Origin of the sequence: Mesorhizobium sp. B2-8-3 (assembly GCF_006440815.1) — a bacterium.
Classification (GTDB): domain Bacteria; phylum Pseudomonadota; class Alphaproteobacteria; order Rhizobiales; family Rhizobiaceae; genus Mesorhizobium.
In genome coordinates this window covers 169,780-183,815 of record NZ_VFTW01000010.1, presented here as the reverse complement: position 1 = coordinate 183,815, position 14,036 = coordinate 169,780, and the positions used below count along the sequence as shown (strand labels likewise).

Below are 14,036 nucleotides of genomic sequence, written 5' to 3'. Positions count from 1 at the left end.
ACCGACCAGAGTTTCAGTGCCATCATCCATCTCGCTGCCGCCGTCATAAACTCACGATGAATCTCAACAAGCCCTAGCCCAGAATGCCCGGCAGGTTGAGCTGGTGCTCCTTGGCGCATTCAATGGCGATGTCGTAGCCGGCATCGGCATGACGCATGACGCCGGTCGCCGGGTCGTTCCACAGCACGCGCTCCAAGCGCTTGGCGGCATCCGCCGTGCCGTCGGCGACAATCACCATGCCGGCGTGCTGCGAGAAGCCCATGCCGACGCCGCCGCCATGATGCAGCGACACCCAGGTGGCGCCGGACGCGGTGTTGAGCAGCGCGTTGAGCAGCGGCCAGTCGGAAACGGCGTCCGAGCCGTCCTTCATCGCTTCGGTCTCGCGGTTCGGCGAGGCGACCGAGCCGGAATCGAGATGGTCGCGGCCGATGACGACCGGCGCCTTGAGCTCGCCCTTGGCCACCATCTCGTTGAAGGCGAGGCCGAGCCGGTGGCGGTCGCCAAGGCCGACCCAGCAGATGCGCGCCGGCAGGCCCTGGAAGGAGATGCGCTCGCGCGCCATGTCCAGCCAGTTGTGCAGATGGGTGTTGCCGGGGGTGAGCTCACGCACCTTGGCGTCGGTCTTGTAGATGTCTTCCGGATCGCCGGAGAGTGCCGCCCAGCGGAACGGACCGATGCCGCGGCAAAACAGCGGGCGGATATAGGCCGGCACGAAGCCCGGGAAAGCGAAGGCGTTCTCGAAACCCTCGTCCTTGGCGACCTGGCGGATGTTGTTGCCGTAGTCGAGCGTCGGCACGCCGGCGTTCCAGAACGCCACCATCGCCTCGACGTGCTCGCGCATCGACGCGCGGGCGGCTTTCTCGACGGCCTTCGGATCGCTGACGCGCTTCTCGCGCCACTCGGCCATCGTCCAGCCCTTGGGCAGATAGCCGTTGATGGGGTCGTGCGCCGAGGTCTGGTCGGTGACCATATCGGGACGGATGCCGCGCCTGAACATCTCCGGCACGATCTCGGCGGCGTTGCCGAGCAGCCCGACCGACTTCGCCTCGCCGGCCTTGGTCCAGCGGTCGATCATTTCCATCGCCTCGTCGAGCGTCTCGGCCTTCTCGTCGAGATAGCGGGTGCGCAGGCGGAAATCGATCGAATCCGGGTTGCACTCGATGGCAAGGCAGGAGGCGCCGGCCATGACGGCGGCCAGAGGCTGGGCGCCGCCCATGCCGCCGAGGCCGCCGGTCAGGATCCACTTGCCCTTGAGGTTGCCGTTGTAGTGCTGGCGGCCGGCCTCGACGAAGGTTTCGTAGGTGCCCTGAACGATGCCTTGCGTGCCGATATAGATCCAGGAGCCGGCCGTCATCTGGCCGTACATCATCAGGCCCTTCCTATCTAGCTCGTTGAACTTCTCCCAGGTTGCCCAATGCGGCACGATGTTGGAGTTGGCGATGAGCACGCGCGGCGCATTGGAATGGGTCTTGAAGACGCCGACCGGCTTGCCGGACTGCACCAGCAGCGTCTCGTCCTCGCCCAGTGTCTTCAGCGACGCGACGATGCGGTCAAAATCGTTCCAGGTGCGCGCCGCCCGGCCGATGCCGCCATAGACGACTAATTCGTTCGGATTTTCGGCTACCTCCGGGTCGAGGTTGTTCATCAGCATGCGCAGCGGCGCCTCGGTCGTCCAGTAGCGGGCGTTGAGCTTGTCGCCGCGGGGGCTGCGCACTTCGCGGATGTTGTGGCGGGGATCGTTCATCATTATCCCTTTCGAGTAAGGCGGCGGGTCAGCGCCCGGCCCATTCAATGGCGGTTTCGAGGATGGTTTTCAGCGTGGCGCGGATCGGCGCTGCGTAGGTGGCGTCGTAAGGCACCGGCCAATTTTCCGGCGAACCCCTTTCCGACGGCTCACGCATGTAACCGCGGTTGGAGAGCTCCATCTGCAGCGCGTGCACGCCATTTTCAGGCCGGCCGAAGCTTCTGGTGATCCAGCCGCCCTTGAAGCGGCCGTTGACCACCCAGGTCTCGCCGGTCGCGGCGAGGATGGCGGCAACCTTTTGCTGCAGCACAGGATCGGTGCTCTTGCCGTCATTGGTGCCGAGGTTGAAGACCGGCAGCGTGCCTTCGAACAGCCGCGGCAGCACCGAGCGGATCGAATGGCAGTCGTAGAGCACGATCTTGTTGTGCATGCCGCGCAGCCGATCGATCTCGGCCTGCAGGGCGGCGTGATAAGGCTTGAAATAGGTCTCGCGGCGCTGGTCGATCTCGGCCGGCGTCGGCTCCTCGCCCATGCGGTAGAGCGGATCGCCATCGAAGGTATCCGTGGGGCAAAGCGTCGTCGTCGCCTGCCCGGGATAGAGCGAAACGCCCGACGGATCGCGGTTGACGTCGATGACGGTGCGCGAGATCGCGGTGTGCACGACGGTCGCGCCGAGATCGATCGCAAAATCATAGAGCTTGTCGATCCACCAATCGCAGTCGCGGCGCCCGAGCCAAGTCGAGACCAGCCGGTTGTCGAGGCCAGCGAGGTCGATGCCGGTGTGCGGGATCGAGACCAACAGCGGCGCGGTGCCTTGGGTGACGGTGAGCCAGGACGGCGGCGCCATCATGCGGCTCCCGAGATCGACGGCAGCGCTATCGCGCCGGCAGCCGTGATTGCGGCGCCGCTGCGCACCATGGCGATGGCCTTTTCCATGTCGGGATGGAAATGCCGGTCATTGTCGAGATGCGGCACTTCGGCCCGGACCAGCTTGCGCACCGCTTCCAGCGCTTCGCTGGACGCGAGCGGCTGATGGAAGTCGCAGCCTTGCGCCGCAGCCAGCAATTCGATGCCGATGACGGCGGTGGCGTTCTCGATCATGCCGAGCAGCCGGCGCGCGCCGTGCGCGGCCATCGAGACATGGTCTTCCTGGTTGGCCGAGGTCGGGATCGAATCGACGCTTGCCGGATAGGCCTTCTGTTTGTTTTCCGAGACAAGCGCCGCGGCCGTCACCTGAGGGATCATGAAACCCGAGTTCAGGCCGGGCTTCGGCGTCAGGAAGGCCGGCATGCCGGACAGCGCCGGATCGACCAGCATGGCGATGCGCCGCTCCGACAGCGAGCCGATCTCGCAGACGGCAAGCGCGATCATGTCGGCGGCGAAAGCCACAGGCTCGGCATGGAAATTGCCGCCCGAAAGCGCGGTGTCGTCCTCGGCGAAGATCAGCGGATTGTCGGTGACGCCATTGGCTTCGGTCTCAAGCGTGTCGGCGGCCTTGCGCAGCACGTCGAGCGCGGCGCCCATCACCTGCGGCTGGCAGCGCAGGCAGTACGGGTCCTGCACGCGCTCGTCGCCGACGCGGTGCGATTCACGGATGGCGCTGCCGGCCATCAGGTTGCGCAGCGCATCCGCCGTTTCGATCTGGCCGCGATGCCTTCTCAAAAGATGGATGCGCGGGTCGAAGGGCGCGTCGGAGCCTCGTGCCGCATCGGTCGACAGCGCGCCGGCGACCAGCGCTGACTGGTAGAGCACCTCGGCCTCGAACAGGCTGGCCAAAGCATAGGCGGTCGAGAACTGGGTGCCGTTGAGCAGCGCAAGGCCCTCCTTGGCGCCTAATGTCACCGGCTCCAGCCCATGCGAGACGAAGGCGACCTTGGCCGGGAAGCGGCCATGTGGGGTAAAGCATTCGCCGACGCCGATCATCACCGCGGTCATATGCGAGAGCGGCGCAAGGTCGCCGGACGCGCCGACCGAGCCTTGCGCGGGCACGACGGGGATGACGTCGTTGGCGAGCATGGCTTCCAGCAATTCGATGGTCTGAGGCCGCACGCCGGAGGCGCCCTGCGCCAGGCTGGCGAGTTTCAGCGCCATCATCAGCCGCACAACGGCGACAGGCATCGGCTCGCCGACGCCGGCGGCATGCGAAAGCACGATGTTGCGCTGGAGGGTTTCGAGATCGTCGGCCGGGATGCGGACGCTGGCGAGCTTGCCGAAGCCGGTGTTGATGCCATAGACCGGCTCGCCCTTGGCGACGATGCGGGCGACCGCCTCGGCGCTGGCCTTGATCTTCGGCCGGCAAGCGGCGTCAAGCTTCGGCACGGCGCCGCGATAGATGGCGCGCCAGTCGGCAAGCGTCGCGTTGCCGGGCGTCAGGGTCAGTTCGGTCATTGTCCTCTCCAGATACGGGCATGGAGCGGATTGAAGCCCATGCGGTAGACGAGTTCGGCCGGGCGCTCGATATCCCAGATGGCGAGATCGGCCGATTTGCCGGCTTCCAAAGTGCCGGTCTTGTCGAGAAGCCCCAGCGCACGCGCGGCCTCGCGGGTGACGCCGGCGAGGCATTCGTCGACAGTCATGCCGAACAGCGTCGCGGCCATGTTCATGGTGAGCAGCAGCGAGGTGAGCGGCGAGGTGCCGGGATTGGAATCGGTGGCGACAGCCATCTTCACGCCGTGCCGGCGGAACAGATCGACCGGCGGCTTCTTCGTCTCGCGGATGAAGTAGTAGGCGCCGGGTAGGATCGTCGCCACGGTGCCGGCCCTGGCCATCGCCGCGGCGCCGTCCTCGTCCGTATATTCGAGATGGTCGGCCGACAACGCGCCATAGCGGGCGGCAAGGGCCGCGCCATGCAGGTTGGAAAGCTGGTCGGCGTGCAGTTTTACAGGCAGGCCAAGCGCCTCGGCCTTGTCGAAGACGCGCGCCATCTGCTCCGGCGAGAAGGCTATGCCCTCGCAAAAACCGTCGACGGTGTCGGCGAGCTTTTCGGCGGCGACTTCCGGCAAAATGGTGCCGGAGACGAGATCGATGAACGCGTCCTTGTCGCCCTTGGCTTCGGGCGGCAGGGCGTGCGCGGCAAGACAAGTCGTGCGGACCGTGACAGGTCGCTCGTGACCCAGCCGGCGGGCGGCGCGCAGCGACTTCTTCTCGTTCTCGAGGTCGAGGCCGTATCCCGATTTCACCTCGACGGTGGTGACGCCTTCGGCCATCAGCGCGTCGAGACGCGGCAGCGTCTCAGCGACCAGCTCGTCCTCGCTGGCGGCGCGCAGCGACTTGACCGAGGAAACGATGCCGCCCCCAGCGCGCGCCACTTCTTCATACGTGGCGCCGGCCAGCCGCATCTCGAACTCGTTGGCGCGGTTGCCGGCATAGACAAGATGCGTGTGGCAGTCGATCAGGCCGGGCGTGATCCAGCGGCCTTCGCAATCGACGGCCTCGGCGCCCTGCCCGGCAGCGGCCGACATATCGGCCTCGGGGCCGGCATAGACAATAAGCCCATCACGCGCGACGACCGCGCCTTTCTCGACGATGCCGAGGCCGGCCGCGCCCTCGGCCATGGTCGCCAGTCGCGCATTGCGCCAGACCCGATGGCCGCTCTTGTTGTTTGCTCCACCCATCATCTTTTCCGTTTGCTTGGATGACGATTATGTATATACATATTGAAAAGCGACGCAAGTGGTAATGTCGCTCTCGCATCGAGATTCGGAGATAAAGGTGACGGCGATCTTTGCGGAACAGGCGCTGCTGCCCGGCGGTTGGCAGGGCAATGTGAGGATCGCTTTCAACGGCGGCCGCATCTCCACGGTCGAGGCCGGCGCTTCCGCGCAAGCCGGCGACGAGCGTCATGCCATCGTCCTGCCCGGCATGCCTAACCTGCACAGCCACGCCTTCCAGCGCGGCATGGCGGGTCTTGCCGAATTGCGCGGCCCTTCGGCCGACAGTTTCTGGAGCTGGCGCGAGGTGATGTACCGCTTCGCGCTGTCGATGACGCCGGACCATGTCGAGGCGGTCGCGTCACAGCTTTATGTCGAAATGCTGGAGGCCGGCTTCTCGCGGGTTGGCGAATTCCATTACCTTCATCATGATCGCGACGGAAAGCCTTACGCCAATATCGCCGAGATGGCCGAGCGGATCGCCGCGGCAGCCGCCGGCACCGGCATCGGGCTGACGCTGCTGCCTGTCTTCTATGCCCATTCGGCCTTTGGCGGCGCCGCTCCCAACGAAGGCCAGCGGCGATTCATCAATGATATCGAGCGCTTTGGGCGACTGCTTGAGAAAGCTCGCGAGGGCGTTCGCCCATTGGAGCAGGCTGTCGTCGGTGTCGCGCCGCACAGCCTGCGCGCCGCAACGCCGGACGAGCTCAATGCCGTCGCGGCGATGGCGCCGAACGGGCCGATCCATATCCATGTCGCCGAGCAGGTGAAGGAAGTCGAGGACTGCGTTACCTGGTCGGGCAAGCGTCCGGTCGAATTCCTGCTTGCCAACGCTACGGTGGACAAACGCTGGTGCCTGATCCACGCCACGCATATGACCGAGGCCGAAACGATCGCCATGGCCAAAAGCGGCGCCATCGCCGGGCTCTGCCCGATCACCGAGGCCAATCTCGGTGATGGCACGTTTGCCGCGCCGCTGTTCATCGAGCATGGCGGCCGCTTCGGCGTCGGCTCCGATTCCAATGTGCTGATCGGTCTGCCGGCCGAGTTGAGGCAGCTCGAATATTCGCAACGCCTCGCCCACCGCGCCCGCAATGTGCTGGCACGCGCCGGCGGATCCACGGGACGCGCGCTGTTCGACGCTTCGCTCGACGGCGGCAGCCAGGCGCTCGGCGCCGGCCCGTCGCGAATTGCCGCCGGCGGCCCTGCCGATCTCGTTTCGCTTGACCAAAACCATCCCTCGCTGGCCGGCAAGGCGGGCGACGCGATCCTCGACGCCTGGATCTTTGCCAATGGCGGCAATGTCGATTGCGTCTGGGTGCGTGGCGAAAAGCAGGTCAGCGGCGGCAAGCATGCGAGGCGCGAGGCGGTTGCCAAGCGGTTCCGCGATGTCATGACCGTGCTCTCGCAGAGCTGAACAGGAAACATCCGATGAGCGTTGTCGAAACGGATGATGTCGAGGGCGGCGAGATCCTCTCGCTGCATCAGCGCATCCTGTCCGACATCCGCGAAAAGATCCTCTCGGGCGCCTGGGCGCCGGGCCATCGCATCCCCTTCGAGCATGAGCTCACGGCTCACTATAATTGCTCGCGCATGACGGTGAACAAGGCGCTGTCGCAACTCGCCAAGGCCGGGCTGATTGAGCGCCGCCGCCGCTCCGGCAGCTTCGTGCGCCAGCCGCAGTCACAGGCAGCGGTGCTGGAACTGCACGATATCCGGATCGAGGTCGAGGCGCTCGGCCTGCCCTATCGCTATGAGCGGCTGGAACGCCTCAAGCGGCGCAGCAGCGCCGAGGACCGCGCGCTGCTCGGGCTTTCCGCATCAGGTCAGGTGCTGGCGCTGGAAGGTCTGCATTTCGCCGGCGAGCGGCCATTCGCGCTCGAGCAGCGGCTGATCAATCTCTCAGCCGTGGCCGAAGCCAGCGAGGAGGAATTTCTCGAGATCGCGCCGGGCCCCTGGCTGATCGGCCGCGTGCCGTGGAGCGAGGCCGAGCACCGCATCCGCGCCATGGCCGCCGACGAGACAATCGCCGACGCGCTCGACATCGACCCGGGCGCGCCCTGCCTGGTGGTCGAACGCCGGACCTGGAGCGCCGAGCACCCGGTGACGCATGTGCGCTTTGTCTATCCGGCCGAGAGCCACACGCTGGTGGCGCGGTTCACGCCGTCGCAGGGGTGAGTGATCCCCGCCCATCGCTGTCGTCATTCTAGGGCGAAGCAAGGAGCGAAGCGACGCGCGCAGAACCTAGAATCCATGCCGTGACGCTAAGGCTTTGCAACGTTTACAGAATTCTGCACCATTGCGCCCCACGTCAGAGGTCACGGCATGGATCCTCGGGTCAAGCCCGAGGATGACGATCGCGGTGGCGTGGCGGGACAGCGCCCCCCTCTGCCCTGCCGGGCATCTCTCCACAAGGGGGAGATTGGCAGTTCCGGCGCCGCGCCCTTACAGCGCCGCCGTCACTATAATTTCGACCAGATATTCCGGGGTGGCGAGCTTGGCTTCGCCGGTGGCGCGGGCGGGCGTGTGGCCCTGCGGCACCCACTTGTCCCATTCCGCGTTCATCTCGGCGAAGGTCTTCATGTCGTCCAGCCAGATGATCGCCTGGACGATCTTGGTCTTGTCGGTGCCGGCCTTGGCCAGCAATTCGTCGATGGTCTTCAGGATGTCGCGGGTCTGCGATGCGACGTTGCCGCCGGGTTCACCGACCTGGCCGGCCAGATAGACGGTGTTGCCATGAATGACGATCTGGCTCATGCGCGGGCCGACATCGATGCGACGAATGCTCATTGGAGGTTCCTTCGTTTGAGGGTCGCGCCTGTTTAAAGTCGCTTCCAACTCCGGGCAAGGCCGGGTCGCCAAATCCATGCGGCGCGCAAGAAGATTGAGTTGTGCCAATAGCCCGGCATGCCACGCTCTGCTGCGGATCCAGGCGCGTTCCCAACCGGGTCAAAATTGGCCTAGTTGGATTTTCCAGCCGGCTATGTCTATTTGGCAGGGAATTCCTTCAACGCGGATTGCCGCCCCTCACCCGGAGTGGCAAGACTGCGGCCAAAGAGATTGCGAGGACGACACCATGGAATACCGCCAGATCAGCGACGACTATTCAGTCTCCGGCCAGATCCAGCCGCAGGACATTGCCGCCATCAAGGACGCCGGCTTCAAAAGCGTGATCTGCAATCGGCCGGACGACGAGCAGCCCGGCCAGCCTTCCGCCGGGAGCGTCCAGGCGGCGGCCGAGGCAGCCGGGCTCGGCTTCCGCTATATCCCGGTGATCAGCGGCCAGATCACCATGGACAATGTCGAGGACCAGGCCCAGGCGCTCGACGAACTCGAAGGCCCGGTGTTCGCCTATTGCCGTTCAGGGGCGCGCTGCACCAACCTTTACGGGCTGATCCAGCAGCAGAGAGACTGAGGCTTAGCGCGTTGGCACGATGCCAATCCGCGAAATCCGCTTTCCTATATCGGCAGCGCGCCGGTTTCCTTCAGCGTCTCCAGCACGATCGCCGTCTTCACGTGCTGTACCGATTCGTGCGGCAGGAGCACGCCGTTGACGAACTCGGACAATGATTTGAGGTCGGGCGTCACCACCTTCAGGATGTAATCCATCTCGCCGGTCAGCGCGTGCGCCTCCTGCACTTCGGGCAGGCGCGCCACCAGTTCGCCGAAGCGCCGCGCGTTGTCGCGGTTGTGGGTGGCCAAAGTCACCGAGATGACGTTGACCAGCGAAAAGCCCAGGCGATCGCGGTCGAGCACGGCGCGGTAGCCCTTGATATAGCCATCGTCCTCCAGCCGCAGGCGGCGGCGCGAGCATTGCGATGGCGAGAGGTTCACCCGCTCTGCCAGATCGTTGTTGGTGAATCGCGCATCATCCTGCAAAAGCGCCAATATCTTGCGGTCAAATTGGTCAAGGCGCGCATCATCCATGGATTTTTCTCCAATCATGCACAATTTGCGCGCATGATGAGCATTTCAAGCGGTTGAATGCAAGCACCGTGCGGACGCTCCGCGCTATCATCGTGAAAGTTGGCCAAGCACGGTCGCAACAGCTTTCGGAGGACTGCCATGGGCCCCTTCCCGCACGACGCCCCACCCGCCAAGATCAACAAGCAAAACCCCGCCGGCACAGACGGTTTCGAATTCGTCGAGTTCGCGCATTCGGAGCCCGAAAAACTCGCCGAGCTTTTCACCCGAATGGGCTATGTCGCGGTGGCCAAGCATCGCAGCAAGGACATCACCGTCTGGCGCCAGGGCGACATCAACTACGTCGTCAATGCCGAGCCCGGCTCGCACGCGATGAAGTTCGTCGAAAAGCACGGCCCCTGCGCCGCCTCGATGGCCTGGCGCGTGGTCGATGCCAAGCATGCTTTCGACCACGCCGTGTCGAAGGGCGCCACACCCTATGAAGGCGCCGACAAGGCGTTGGACGTACCGGCAATCGTCGGCATCGGCGGCTCGCTGCTCTATTTCATCGAGGCCTATGGCGAGAAGGGCTCGGCCTATGACGCCGAGTTCGAATGGCTGGCCGAGCGCGACCCGAAGCCCGAAGGCGTCGGCTTCTATTTCCTCGACCACCTCACCCACAATGTCTATCGCGGCAACATGGACAAGTGGTGGGATTTCTACCGCGACCTGTTCGGCTTCAAGCAGATCCATTTCTTCGACATCGACGGCAAGATCACCGGCCTGGTCAGCCGCGCCATCACCTCGCCCTGCGGCAAGATCCGCATTCCGCTGAACGAGTCCAAGGACGAGACCAGCCAGATCGCCGAGTATCTCAAGAAGTACAATGGCGAGGGCATCCAGCACATCGCGGTTGGCACCGACGCCATCTACGAGGCCACCGACAAGCTCGCCGCCAACGGGCTGAAGTTCATGCCCGGCCCACCCGACACCTATTACGAGATGTCGCATGACCGCGTGAACGGCCATGACGAGCCGATCGAGCGCATGAAGAAGCACGGCATCCTCATCGACGGCGAAGGCGTCGTCGACGGCGGCACGACCAAGATCCTGCTGCAGATCTTCTCCAAGACCGTCATCGGGCCGATCTTCTTCGAGTTCATCCAGAGGAAGGGCGACGAAGGCTTTGGCGAAGGCAATTTCCGCGCGCTGTTCGAGTCGATCGAGCAGGACCAGATCAAGCGTGGCGTGATCAAGCTGGACGGCAAGGCGGCATAGCCAGCCGAAGGACCAAACCGCCGGCTATCCTAAAGGCCGGCGGCCTTCCGCAGAATCTCGTTTATCCGGCTCTGGCAGCCCGGTCCGCCGGCACGGAAGCAGGCGACCACATCGCTGTCGAGGCGCGAACGCGCCTCGATGCGGTAGCTCAGCCGCGTCGCCTGGACGAAGACCACCAGCATGGCCAGCGCCCAGTGCCCGAACAGCACATAGAGCGCTTCGCCAGGTATCGCCTACCCCTCGTATTTCTCGACCTTCTGCTCGATGGCGCCGAAGATCGAATGTCCGGCTTTGTCCTTCATCTCGATGCGCACCGTGTCGCCGAAACGCAGGAACGGCGTCTTGGGCTCGCCGCCCTCGATGGTCTCGATCATGCGCAGCTCGGCGATGCAGGAATAGCCGGCGCCTCCCGCCGAAACCGGTTTCCCCGGGCCGCCATCGAGCTTGTTGGAGACGGTACCCGAGCCGATGATGGTGCCGGCGGCGAGCGGCCGCGTCTTGGCGGCATGCACGATCAGCGCCGGGAAGTCGAAAGTCATGTCGATGCCGGCATTGGCGCGGCCGAATGGCTTGCCGTTGAGATCGGCGAGCAGCGGCAGGCTGACCTTGCCGCCGTCCCAGGCATCGCCCAATTCGTCCGGCGTGACCGCGACCGGCGAGAAGGCCGAAGATGGCTTCGACTGGAAGAAGCCGAAGCCCTTGGCCAGTTCCGGTCCGGTGATGGCGCGCAGCGTCACGTCGTTGACCAGCATCACCAGCCGGATCGCCTCTCTTGCCGCGTCCAGCCCGGCGCCCATCGGCACGTCGTCGACGATGACGGCGACCTCCGCCTCCATATCGATGCCGAATGCTTCCTCGGCCATACGGATCGGGTCGCGCGGCGCGATAAAAGAGTCCGAGCCACCCTGGTAGATCAGCGGATCGGTCCAGAAGCTTGCCGGCATCTCGGCGCCGCGGGCTTTGCGCACCAGTTCGACATGGTTCACATAGGCCGAGCCGTCCGCCCATTGATAGGCGCGCGGCAGCGGCGAATGGGCGTCATGCTCGTGGAAGCGCGCCGAAGGCACCGCATTGGTCTCCAGCGATTCCGCCATCGCCGCCAGATGCGGGGCGATGCGGCGCCAATCGTCGAGCGCGGCCTGCAGCGTCGGCACCAGGAACGAAGCGTCGGTGAACCGGGTCAGATCGCGCGAGACGACGACCAGTTTTCCATCGCGCGTCCCGTTCTTCAATGTGGCAAGCTTCATGCGGTTTCCTCTCCTGATGCGGCCTTCTGACCGCTTAACTCCACAACAAGGCGGTCTCGGGCAATCGTCAAGTCACCGGCCCACGATTTCCTAGCAGCGGCGACCCAGTCGGCCTCGCCGATCGCGGGATCGTCGGCTGGAATGAGGTGGTTGAGCACCAGTCGCTTCACGCCGGCATCGCTGGCGATGTGACCCGCCTCCTCGGCGAGGCTGTGGCTGGCGAAAAGGTGCTCTTTCAGCCGAGCGCCATTGCCGGTCCTAGCGACCAGCCTTTCCAAACCTTCCTCCAACATGGCCTCGTGGACGAGGACATCGGCCCCTTTGGCAAAGTCGGCCAGCGGCGGAAAGAACGCCGTGTCGGCGGAAAACACCACGCTTCTGCCGCCATGCTCGAAACGCAGCGCGAAACAGTCGATCACCGGCGGATGGTCGACGCGCAGCGCCGTCACCGTCAGGCCACCCTCCGCCAGGATGGTCCCCTCGCCAAATTCCTTGACGGAGACCAGTTCGCGAATATCTGGCCGCCCCTCGTCGACGATGCGGATCTCGATGTCGAACTCCATCGCCCGGCAGAAATGCAGCCAGTGGTCATGGGTGCCTGACGGCCCGTAGACCGTCACCGGTGTCGCCAAACCCGCCGTCCATGCGGTGTGGATCAGCGGCCCGAGCTCGAGAAGATGGTCGGAATGGAGATGCGTGATGAAGATCAGGTCGAGCGCCTTGAGGCCCATGCCGGCATCGACCAGGCCGCGCGTGACGCCCAGCCCGCAATCGACGACGATACTGCGCCCGCCGATCTCCAGCAGCGACGAACTCGGCCAAGGTCCGCCCGGCCGGACCGCTGGGCCGCCCTTTGAGCCAAGCACGACCAGCCGATCCAGCTTTTCGGTACTCAAGACCAGTCGCCCTCGGGCGTGCCGTTAAAACGCTTCTTCAGGTCGGCCCAGCAGTCGATGTAGTTCTCCTGCAAGGTGCCGAGTTCCGCAGCGTAGCGCGTCAGCATCTGCGGAAAGCGTGTCTCGAACATGAAGGCCATGGTGTTGTCGAGCTTGACCGGTTTCAAGTCCGCTCGCGTCGCTTTCTCGAAGCCGGAGGCGTCCGGCCCGTGCGCCAGCATCTCGTTGTGCAGGCTGATGCCGCCCGGGACAAAACCTTCCTCCTTGGCGTCGTACTGGCCGTGGATCAGGCCCATGAACTCGCTCATGATGTTGCGGTGGTACCAGGGCGGCCGAAACGTGTTTTCCGCCACCAGCCACCGCGGCGGGAAGATGACGAAGTCGACATTGGCCGTGCCCTCTTCGCCGCTCGGTGCCGTCAGCACCGTGAAGATCGACGGGTCGGGATGGTCGAACAGGATGGCGCCGACCGGCGAAAACGTCGCCAGATCATATTTGTAGGGCGCATAGTTGCCGTGCCAGGCGACGACGTCGAGCGGCGAATGGCCGAGCTCGGTGACATGGAACGAACCACACCATTTGACGATCAGCCGGCAGGGCGTCTCCTTCTCCTCGAACCAGGCGCAGGGCGTCTTGAAGTCGCGCGGATTGGCCAGGCAATTGGCGCCGATCGGGCCGCGGTCGGGCATGGTGAATTTGGCGCCGTAGTTCTCGCAGACATAGCCGCGCGCTTCCTTATCGGCGAGCTCGACCTTGAAGACGAGGCCACGCGGCAGCACGGCGATCTCGCCGGGCCGAAGCTCGATCACACCCATCTCGGTGACGAAGCGCAGCGCGCCGAGCTGCGGCACGACCAGCAATTCGCCGTCGGCGTTGAAGAAATGGTCGTCCTCCATCGAGCGGTTGGCGACATAGACATGCGCGGCCATGCCTGACTGTCCGACCGCGTCGCCCGCCGTGGTGAAGGTGCGCATGCCGGAGATGAAGTCCGTCGGTTCGCCGGGCATTGGCGTCGGATTCCATCTATATTGGCCGAGCGCCAGCTCGTGGTCGCCGATATTCGGCCCGGTCTTCCATAAGGGATAGCTCGCCCCCTTGAAGCGGCCGGTGTGTTTCACACTCGGACGGATGCGGTAGAGCCAGGAGCGCTCGTTGGTGCCGCGCGGAGCGGTGAACGGAGAGCCCGAAAGCTGCTCCGCATAGAGGCCGTAGGCCGGCCGCTGCGGCGAGTTGCGACCCTGCGGCAGCGATCCGGGCAGCGTCTCGGTTTCGAAGTCGTTGCCGAAGCCCGGCATGTAGGAAAAGGCCATCGGTTCCT

Annotated in this window: 13 protein-coding genes and 1 pseudogene; 4 read left to right on the top strand and 10 right to left on the bottom strand. The window is 64.7% G+C overall.

Annotated features, from left to right (window positions below; genetic code table 11):
* Positions 1-73: 73 nt before the first annotated feature.
* From hutU to hutI, 4 genes are read right to left on the bottom strand one after another with little or no spacing between them, the layout of a single operon-like run.
* Entirely contained in the window at positions 74-1,747 is a 1,674-nt protein-coding gene (gene hutU, locus FJ418_RS17430) for a urocanate hydratase (protein ID WP_181166972.1), read from the bottom strand.
* Positions 1,748-1,772: 25 nt separating this feature from the next.
* Positions 1,773-2,591 carry an N-formylglutamate deformylase gene (hutG, locus tag FJ418_RS17425; protein ID WP_140867581.1) on the bottom strand — a complete coding sequence of 273 codons (819 nt, stop codon included), beginning with the start codon at positions 2,589-2,591 and terminating at the stop codon, positions 1,773-1,775.
* Positions 2,591-4,132 (bottom strand): histidine ammonia-lyase, encoded by a 1,542-nt coding sequence (gene hutH / locus FJ418_RS17420; RefSeq protein ID WP_140867578.1) that lies wholly within the window; start codon positions 4,130-4,132, stop codon positions 2,591-2,593. The genes hutG and hutH overlap by 1 nt, the downstream gene beginning before the upstream one ends.
* The gene (gene hutI, locus FJ418_RS17415) at positions 4,129-5,361 is read right to left on the bottom strand and encodes an imidazolonepropionase (protein WP_140867575.1); all 1,233 of its coding nucleotides are present in this window, start codon (positions 5,359-5,361) and stop codon (positions 4,129-4,131) included. Before hutI ends, hutH begins: the two co-directional genes overlap by 4 nt.
* A gap of 94 nt (positions 5,362-5,455) precedes the next feature.
* Here hutI and FJ418_RS17410 point away from each other — a divergent pair, with 94 nt between their 5' ends.
* Both FJ418_RS17410 and hutC read left to right on the top strand, forming a co-directional pair.
* Entirely contained in the window at positions 5,456-6,811 is a 1,356-nt protein-coding gene (locus tag FJ418_RS17410; protein WP_140867572.1) for a formimidoylglutamate deiminase, read from the top strand.
* A gap of 14 nt (positions 6,812-6,825) precedes the next feature.
* Complete coding sequence (gene hutC, locus FJ418_RS17405; RefSeq protein ID WP_140783474.1) at positions 6,826-7,572, top strand: histidine utilization repressor; 747 nt, start codon at positions 6,826-6,828, stop codon at positions 7,570-7,572.
* 267 nt (positions 7,573-7,839) lie between these two features.
* On the opposite strand, the gene FJ418_RS17400 is transcribed toward hutC, so the two are convergent.
* A complete protein-coding gene (locus tag FJ418_RS17400; protein ID WP_112098006.1) occupies positions 7,840-8,184 on the bottom strand; it encodes a RidA family protein in 345 nt (114 codons plus the stop codon).
* A gap of 286 nt (positions 8,185-8,470) precedes the next feature.
* Between FJ418_RS17400 and FJ418_RS17395 the strand changes: the two genes are divergently transcribed.
* Positions 8,471-8,809 (top strand): TIGR01244 family sulfur transferase, encoded by a 339-nt coding sequence (locus FJ418_RS17395; RefSeq protein ID WP_140704126.1) that lies wholly within the window; start codon positions 8,471-8,473, stop codon positions 8,807-8,809.
* 44 nt (positions 8,810-8,853) lie between these two features.
* Here FJ418_RS17395 and FJ418_RS17390 read toward each other — a convergent pair whose 3' ends face one another.
* Positions 8,854-9,321 (bottom strand): Lrp/AsnC family transcriptional regulator, encoded by a 468-nt coding sequence (locus FJ418_RS17390; RefSeq protein ID WP_140656389.1) that lies wholly within the window; start codon positions 9,319-9,321, stop codon positions 8,854-8,856.
* A 138-nt stretch (positions 9,322-9,459) separates the two neighbouring features.
* On the opposite strand from FJ418_RS17390, the gene hppD reads away from it, so the two are divergent.
* Positions 9,460-10,575, top strand: a complete 1,116-nt coding sequence (gene hppD, locus FJ418_RS17385) for a 4-hydroxyphenylpyruvate dioxygenase (protein ID WP_140783475.1) — start codon at positions 9,460-9,462, stop codon at positions 10,573-10,575.
* A 29-nt stretch (positions 10,576-10,604) separates the two neighbouring features.
* On the opposite strand, the pseudogene FJ418_RS17380 reads toward hppD, so the two are convergent.
* The 4 genes and pseudogenes from FJ418_RS17380 to hmgA form a co-directional block, all read right to left on the bottom strand.
* Positions 10,605-10,700, bottom strand: a pseudogene (locus FJ418_RS17380) (BrnA antitoxin family protein); the annotation flags it as partial.
* 108 nt (positions 10,701-10,808) lie between these two features.
* Positions 10,809-11,822, bottom strand: a complete 1,014-nt coding sequence (locus FJ418_RS17375; RefSeq protein ID WP_140867569.1) for a fumarylacetoacetate hydrolase family protein — start codon at positions 11,820-11,822, stop codon at positions 10,809-10,811.
* Positions 11,819-12,718, bottom strand: a complete 900-nt coding sequence (locus tag FJ418_RS17370) for an MBL fold metallo-hydrolase (RefSeq protein ID WP_140867566.1) — start codon at positions 12,716-12,718, stop codon at positions 11,819-11,821. Before FJ418_RS17370 ends, FJ418_RS17375 begins: the two co-directional genes overlap by 4 nt.
* Positions 12,715-14,028 (bottom strand): homogentisate 1,2-dioxygenase, encoded by a 1,314-nt coding sequence (gene hmgA / locus FJ418_RS17365; protein ID WP_140867563.1) that lies wholly within the window; start codon positions 14,026-14,028, stop codon positions 12,715-12,717. Before hmgA ends, FJ418_RS17370 begins: the two co-directional genes overlap by 4 nt.
* Positions 14,029-14,036: the final 8 nt, after the last annotated feature.

What these genes read in the sequence shown, in the direction of transcription:
- hutC (WP_140783474.1), top strand. Translation starts at nt 6,826, where the DNA reads ATGAGCGTTGTCGAAACGGATGATGTCGAGGGCGGCGAGATCCTCTCG.
- hutU (WP_181166972.1), bottom strand. Translation starts at nt 1,747, where the DNA reads ATGATGAACGATCCCCGCCACAACATCCGCGAAGTGCGCAGCCCCCGC.
- FJ418_RS17390 (WP_140656389.1), bottom strand. Translation starts at nt 9,321, where the DNA reads ATGGATGATGCGCGCCTTGACCAATTTGACCGCAAGATATTGGCGCTT.
- FJ418_RS17400 (WP_112098006.1), bottom strand. Translation starts at nt 8,184, where the DNA reads ATGAGCATTCGTCGCATCGATGTCGGCCCGCGCATGAGCCAGATCGTC.
- hutG (WP_140867581.1), bottom strand. Translation starts at nt 2,591, where the DNA reads ATGGCGCCGCCGTCCTGGCTCACCGTCACCCAAGGCACCGCGCCGCTG.
- hutI (WP_140867575.1), bottom strand. Translation starts at nt 5,361, where the DNA reads ATGATGGGTGGAGCAAACAACAAGAGCGGCCATCGGGTCTGGCGCAAT.
- hutH (WP_140867578.1), bottom strand. Translation starts at nt 4,132, where the DNA reads ATGACCGAACTGACCCTGACGCCCGGCAACGCGACGCTTGCCGACTGG.
- FJ418_RS17375 (WP_140867569.1), bottom strand. Translation starts at nt 11,822, where the DNA reads ATGAAGCTTGCCACATTGAAGAACGGGACGCGCGATGGAAAACTGGTC.
- hmgA (WP_140867563.1), bottom strand. Translation starts at nt 14,028, where the DNA reads ATGGCCTTTTCCTACATGCCGGGCTTCGGCAACGACTTCGAAACCGAG.
- hppD (WP_140783475.1), top strand. Translation starts at nt 9,460, where the DNA reads ATGGGCCCCTTCCCGCACGACGCCCCACCCGCCAAGATCAACAAGCAA.
- FJ418_RS17395 (WP_140704126.1), top strand. Translation starts at nt 8,471, where the DNA reads ATGGAATACCGCCAGATCAGCGACGACTATTCAGTCTCCGGCCAGATC.